General features: G+C 61.7%; 3 protein-coding genes. 2 read left to right on the top strand and 1 reads right to left on the bottom strand.

The features are described 5' to 3' along the window. Window positions 1-1,037 (top strand): glycosyltransferase (locus QMC96_10075; GenBank protein MDI6877103.1); only part of this gene is annotated, 1,037 nt, incomplete at its 5' end. 144 nt (window positions 1,038-1,181) lie between these two features. Further along, a complete protein-coding gene (locus tag QMC96_10070; protein MDI6877102.1) occupies window positions 1,182-2,465 on the top strand; it encodes a glycosyltransferase in 1,284 nt (427 codons plus the stop codon). A gap of 492 nt (window positions 2,466-2,957) precedes the next feature. On the opposite strand, the gene QMC96_10065 is transcribed toward QMC96_10070, so the two are convergent. Further along, window positions 2,958-4,037 (bottom strand): glycosyltransferase family 4 protein, encoded by a 1,080-nt coding sequence (locus QMC96_10065; GenBank protein ID MDI6877101.1) that lies wholly within the window; start codon window positions 4,035-4,037, stop codon window positions 2,958-2,960. Window positions 4,038-4,276: the final 239 nt, after the last annotated feature.

Below are 4,276 nucleotides of genomic sequence, written 5' to 3'. Positions count from 1 at the left end.
TGCGGAACCGGATCGAGAAGAACCGGCACCTCATGCGGCTGGTCCGTCTGGGGACCGATTTTGTCTTCTATCCCGATGAGTTCGGACTCTGGAGGGAGAATGCCTTCGAGGACGGCACGCAGCTGCTGGAGAGCGGGGAGTTCGACGCGATCATCAGCTCGTCACGGCCGGTATCCGCGCACCTCATAGCGCACCAGCTCAAGGAGAAGTATGGCGTCCCCTGGATCGCCGACCTGCGGGACCTCTGGACCCAGAACCACTACTATCCCGATGCCCATACGCAGCTGCGGATCCTGCTGGAGAGGCGGCTGGAGCGAAAGACCCTGGCCGCCGCAGACGCCCTCACCACCGTATCGGAACCGCTGGCGGAGACACTGAAGCGGTTCCACACGGATGCGCGCGTCTACTCCATCCCCAACGGCTTCGATCCCGAGCTCATGGCGCATGGCACCCCGGTGGATGGAACGTTTCGTATCGTCTATACCGGCCACCTCTACCAGGGCAAACGGGATCCGGAACCCCTGTTCGCAGCCGCGCGCGCGCTCGTGGATGCAGGAGAGGTGGATGCCGGGGATCTTCGGATCGATTTTTACGGATTCGATGCGGACTGGCTGCACCGCGCGGTCGAGAAGCACCGGCTCCAGGACGTTGTGCGGATCCGCGGTCTGGTCCCGCGCGGGGAGGCCGTCGAGGAGCAGCGGAAGGCCCAGCTGCTGCTCCTTCTGACCTGGAACGATCCGGAGGAGAAGGGCGTATACACCGGCAAGCTCTTCGAGTACCTGGCCGCGCAGCGGCCCATCCTCTCCATGGGGTACGAGGACGGCGGCGTGGTCAAGGAGCTGCTGGATCGGACGAAAGCGGGAGTGCATGTCTCGCGTGCAGAAGATCTCAAAGCCGCATTGCGGAGGGCTTATGGCGAATACAAAGCCAGAGGGATTGTAGCGTACCATGGCAGATTACCGGAGATCCGGAAGTACAGCCACGAGGAGATGGCAAAGAAATTCGCCGCGGTCCTGGATTCGATCGCTGCCACCTGATCCGGCAGCCTCGCTGACACATGGGGAGGATCGTCTTCGCGGATCGGCGCTGGGGTGCAGGCTGCTATCGAGACGCATGCGAATTGCCGGGAATGGCGTGCGGCCCATGCGCGGCAGACACGGACAAGAGAGGTCCTGTGCGGCATGAACAAGAACAATACGACACTGGTGATCTTCACGGCATCCTTCCCGCTCGCGGGCGCCGCAATAGAACCCTTCCTGCACCAGGAGCTGCCGCACCTGTGCGCCGCATTCGATACGATCCTGCTCGTCCCGCGCTTGCACAGGGGGGGTAGAATGGAACCGTCAGGAGGGCTCCCTGCTTCGGCAGGTGTCGACACTTCCCTCGTGAACTGCCCGGGTCCAATCGGGAACATCCTGCGGAATCTGCAGGTGGCGGGATATGCCCTGACATCACCGCACATGTACGGGGAGATCGGAAAATGCCCCGCTCTGGCTCTGCATGGCGTCTCGGTGCGGCGGCTGCTGGAACAGATGGGCACCGCTCACCGGATTCGGAACTGGATTGTCCAACAGATGGAACGAGGCAGACTGGACCCCTCCCGCACCCTCTTCTACACCTACTGGTTCGACGGCACCGCGCTCGGCGTCAGCCTGGCCAGACGGCGGCATCCGGAGATCAAACATGTGACCCGCGCGCACGGGTTCGACCTCTACGAAGAGCGCCACAACCCCCCTTATATGCCTTTCAGGGAGGAGGTTCTGGATGCAATCGATCGAGTATTTTTGGTCTCCGAGCATGGGAAAGAGTATCTCTCCCGGAAGTATCCGGCATTCGAGTCGAAGTATACCGTCTCCCGCCTGGGCGTGGACGACCCCCGCTTCTCAACCGAACCCTCCTCCGACGGCGTCTTCCGGATGGTATCCTGTTCGCACGTGGTGCCGATCAAGCGGCTCGGACTGCTGGTCCAGGGCTTGGCAGAACTGGGTAGACTGAGGCCCGAGTATACGTTTGAATGGGTTCACATCGGCGACGGCCCCGAGCGGGCAATGGTTGAGAAGCAGGCGAAGAGCACTCTTCCCAATAACGTCCGCCCCGCCTTCCTCGGCCAGATTCCCCCCGAGGAAGTGATGGAATATTACCGCAGGCACTGCATCGACCTGTTCCTGAACGTCAGCGAGTCCGAGGGTATCCCGGTGACGATCATGGAGGCCCAGAGCTGCGGTATCCCCGTCCTTGCGACAGCGGTTGGCGGGACCCCGGAGATCGTCACGAAGAAGGTCGGGCTACTCCTCAATCCGGATCCTCATCCGCGGGACATCGCCGGTGCGATCGGTACGTTCGTGGACGATCCGGCCGGCATGGAGCGGATGCGCCTGCAGAGCCGGGCGAACTGGGAGGAGAACTACAACGCGGAGAAAAATTTCAAAGAGTTCGCGCGGCAGCTCGAAGCCATCGTCTCGTGAACCCGGTACATGCAGACATTGGATTCTTCCACCATCTTTTTCCTCCATCCGATCCGTCCGCACTCGTGAGGAGATCCTGAACCGCATCCCCTGCAGAGCGATAACCCTCACTCCGATGTGCACAGACCTCACTCACGAAAGCAGTCCATACTCGATGCAAGCCTTGGGGCCCAGAACGCCGAACTGATCCTCCGCACCCCCACTCAGGCCCTATCGCACCAGAGGGGGGGGAGGGGTTCGAGAGGGGAGGGGGCGCACCCCCCTCCCCCTCATACCCCCACCCAAAGTACGATATCCGGGAGGGAATCCGTGTTCAATTCAATGCCCCTATCGTAACCTGTATCGATCGTCCTCAGCACGATGGAATGGGACGGCGAGATGGACGACGCGACCGCTGGAGTTATAACGCACCTGAATGGCGAACAAGGTGTATTCCATAGCGCACCAGTCCAATACCACGGATAGGCGAGGGTATATCCTACTCAATGCCATTCATGAAGAGTCGTTGTAGAGGGCCAGGAACCGGTCCGCGCTCTTCTTCCAGGTGAACACGTCTTCCGCCGCCTGTTTTGCGTTCCTCCCCAGGATCGCAGCAGTATCGGGATGCTCCAGCAGATCCGCAATCGCTGCGGCGATTCTCCGCGGCTCCGGCGGGACGAGGATCCCGTTCATCCCGCTCCGGATCGCCTCCGGGATCCCGGCGACCGGCGTGGCGACGACGGGTTTGCCCATCGCCATCGCCTCCAGGAGAGCGATCGGGAGCCCGTCGCCCAGAGTGATGTGCGTGTACACATCGGCAACCGCGAGCGGCACGGAGGAGTTGTCGACGTCGCCCGTGAAGAGAACAGAACCAGTGACCCCTTCCTTCTCTGCGTACTCCTTCAACGGCTGCGAGAAGACACCCTCGCGGGTGGCGATGAGCAGGATGCCCGGATATTCCTCCCGCAGGAGCTTCACCGCCTGCATCAGCACCTTCAGTCCCTCCGCCTTGTAGCTCAGGGCTGTCAGCCCCAGGGCGGCCAGGACAGGATATCGGCCCCCGATCCCAAACCGGGTAACGAACTCCTGGACCTCTCCCTCCGAGAACGAGATCGAGCGCGGAGCGCCGCCGTAGGTGATCTGCGGGTTCCAGTGCGTCAGGCCCCAGACCTCGCCAACGCGCTCCTTCAGGCGGTGGGAGACGAACGTGACCGCATCGCAGTTGTCGAGGAGCCTCTGGTAGAAGAAGCGGAACCACGGAGAGAGCGGAGCCTCGGGTTCGGTATGGAATGTCTGTACGACCCTGCAGCCGCTCGTCTTTTTATGCACGATGGCGGGGAAGAGGGTGTGCCCGTCCGCCCCATGCACGTGGATGACATCTGGCTGGACCCGATGCAGTGTCAGGAAAGCCTTCAGGGCGAACAGTTTCGGGTTCACGGGAAGACCGATCTGCTCCGGGTCGGAGCCCATCCGGAATATGACACGGACATCGACCGCACGGGCCTGCAGCTCCTCGACCAGGTTTGTGAGGAAGACCTTGATGCCACCACCGGGGCTCTCTTTCCAGTACTCCGTGACGATGGCGACCCTCATTGTTCAGGATGACTCACAGGCCGTAGAGAGGATAAAGGTATTGCACATCCCTGTACGGTGCCCTGTGGCGTCCTTCATGGATCATTTTCTGGTCCGGGCCGCTCCGGCAGGGATAACGGGTTGAGGACTATCTTGCCTCCCACGGGGTTCGATGCACCTGCCGGAGCGAGGGATGCGCCCGACATTATATATTCTCCTTCCGCGATCCATCTCGCGATGGTCGTCACCCGGCTGGCGGG

It is taken from the genome of Methanomicrobiales archaeon (assembly GCA_030019205.1).
Classification (GTDB): domain Archaea; phylum Halobacteriota; class Methanomicrobia; order Methanomicrobiales; family JACTUA01; genus JASEFH01.
Note: the sequence above shows the minus strand (reverse complement) of the source record. Positions and strands in the feature narration are given on the sequence as shown.

Coding starts and splice junctions, on each gene's coding strand:
- QMC96_10070 (MDI6877102.1), top strand. CDS start 1,182: ATGAACAAGAACAATACGACACTGGTGATCTTCACGGCATCCTTCCCG.
- QMC96_10065 (MDI6877101.1), bottom strand. CDS start 4,037: ATGAGGGTCGCCATCGTCACGGAGTACTGGAAAGAGAGCCCCGGTGGT.